The sequence below is a fragment of the Streptomyces griseoruber genome, from assembly GCF_001514205.1.
Taxonomy (GTDB): Bacteria; Actinomycetota; Actinomycetes; order Streptomycetales; family Streptomycetaceae; genus Streptomyces; species Streptomyces griseoruber.
Genome location: NZ_KQ948801.1, coordinates 1 through 2464, shown reverse-complemented (window position 1 = coordinate 2464; position 2464 = coordinate 1). Strand labels below are relative to the sequence as shown.

1 protein-coding gene is annotated in these 2464 nt (G+C 72.2%); it reads left to right on the top strand.

The annotated features are described in order from the left end of the window. Positions 1-2464 (top strand): acyltransferase domain-containing protein (locus AQJ64_RS44255; protein WP_159060358.1); only part of this gene is annotated, 2464 nt, incomplete at both ends.

Genomic DNA, 2464 nt, shown 5'->3' with positions numbered 1-2464 from the left:
CTCGCGGGTCATTCGATCGGTGAGATCGCGGCGGCGTATGTGGCGGGGGTGTGGTCGCTGGCGGACGCGTGCCGTCTGGTGGTGGCGCGGGGCCGGCTGATGCAGGCCCTGCCTGAGGGCGGTGCGATGGTCGCGCTCCAGGCCACGGAGGAAGAGGTGCTGCCGCTGCTCGGCGCTGAGGTCGGCCTCGCGGCGGTCAACGGCCCAGGGGCGGTCGTGATCGCCGGTGTCGCGGACGCGGTGGAGAGGGTCGCCGCGCACTTCAGGGACGACGGGCGCAGGGCGACGGCCCTGCGGGTCAGCCACGCGTTCCACTCGCCGCTGATGGAACCGATGCTCGACGAGTTCCGGGCCGTGGCCGAGACGCTGACCTTCGGTGAACCGCGTCTGGCCCTCGTCTCCACGCTCACCGGGACCACCGCGGAACCCGCGCAGCTCATGACCCCCGACTACTGGGTACGGCACGTGCGCCAGGCCGTCCGCTACGGCGACGCCGTGCGCACGCTCGCGGGACAGGGGGTGGCGCGGTTCCTGGAAATCGGTCCCGACGGCACGCTGACCGCGCTCGCGCAGGCGTGCCTGGACGGGGACGGTGACGGGCCGCTGCTCCAGCCCTCTCTGCGCAAGGACCGCCCGGAGGCCGAAGCGGTACTCGCCGCGGTCGCCGCCCTGTTCACCCGTGGCGGTGACGTGGACTGGCGCGAGGTCGTCGCACGGACCGGCGCCCGCTCGGTGGAACTGCCCACATACGCCTTCCAGCGCAAGACCTACTGGCCCACCAAGGCCCGGGAAAGGTTTGCCGGTGACCTCTCAGGACTCGGCCTCTCGTCCGCCGATCACCCCCTTCTCGGAGCGGCGCTGGCACCGGCCGACTCGGACAGGGTGGTCTTCACCGGTCTTCTCTCGCTTCGGAGCCACCCCTGGCTACGGGACCACGTCGTCTCCGGAGTGGCGCTCTTCCCCGGCACCGGCTTCCTGGAACTGGTCCTCCGCGGGGCCGACCAGGTGGGCTGCGACCGGGTGGAGGAACTGACGATCGCCGTCCCGCTGGCACTGCCCGAGCACGGTGGTGCGCGGGTCCAGGTGCTGGTCGACGGCCCGGACGACTCGGGCCGTCGGGGAGTCAGCGTCTTCTCGCGGGCGGACGGAGCGGCGGAGGACGAGGCGTGGACCCTCCACGCCACAGGCGTGGTGAGCGTCGGGACCGAGTCACCGTACCCGGACCGCTCCCTCGACGCAGGATTCGGTGTGTGGCCCCCACCGGACGCGGTGGCGGAGCCGGTCGAGGGCGCCTACGAGGCACTCGCCGGGCTCGGACTGTCGTACGGTCCGGCGTTCCGAGGTCTGCGCGCGATGTGGCGGCGCGGCGACGAGGTATTCGCCGAAGTGGCCCTGCCCGAGGCGCATGCGGAACTCGCGTACCGGTTCGGGATGCATCCCGCGCTGCTGGACTCTGTCCTGCACGCCGTCCTGCGAGGAACGTTCGGCGCCGAGAACTCGCTGAGACTGCCGTTCTCGTGGAGCGGCGTCTCACTGTGGGGCGCGGGTGCGCGTGAGCTGAGGGTGCGCGTGGCCCCGGCGGGACCGGACGCCGTGACGCTCCACCTCGCGGACACGGCCGGCGCCGCGGTGGCCTCGGTGGACTCACTGGTACTGCGTGAGGTGACCGGGGGAATCGCCTCGGCCGACGGTGGACGAGACGGCCTGTTCCAGCTCGACTGGGTGCGGATCCCGGCGGCCACCGGACCCGCCCCGCAAGTGAGGACCGGGCTGCCCGAACCGGTTGAGGCCGTGGCCGGTGACGTGCTGGTGCGGTTCGATCGTCCTGACGGCGACCAGCCTGCAGCCGCCCACGCCGTCGCCCGCACCGCGCTCGAAACGGTGCGCGTCTGGCTGGCGGAGGAGCGGTTCGAGGGTGCGCGTCTGGTGGTCGTCACCGAGGGCGCGGTCGCGTGGGACGGTGAGGCTGCCGATCCGGCCCTGGCGGCGGTGTGGGGTCTGGTGCGGGCGGCGCGGGCGGAGAACCCTGGCCGGTTCGTGCTGGTCGACGTGGACGGCACGGAGGAGTCGTGGGCCGTCGTGGCTGCGGCGTTGACGTCCGGCGAGCCGGAAGCGGCGGTGCGTGGTGGCACAGTGTTCGTGCCGCGGTTGGTGCGTGTGGCGTCCGGTGGGGTGCTGGCGGTTCCCGCGGGGGAGTCCGGGTGGCGGCTGGACATCGTGGAGAAGGGCACGCTGGAGGGGCTGGCGCTGCGCGGTGTTCCTTCCGAGGAGTTGGCGGATCAGCAGGTTCGTATCGCCGTACGTGCGGCGGGTGTCAACTTCCGCGATGTGCTGAACGCGCTCGGCATGTATCCGGGTGATGCGAAGGACTTCGGTCTGGAGGGTGCGGGTGTGGTGACCGAGGTCGGCCCGGGTGTGTCGGGGCTGGCAGTCGGTGACCGGGTGTTCGGGATGTTCTCGGGTG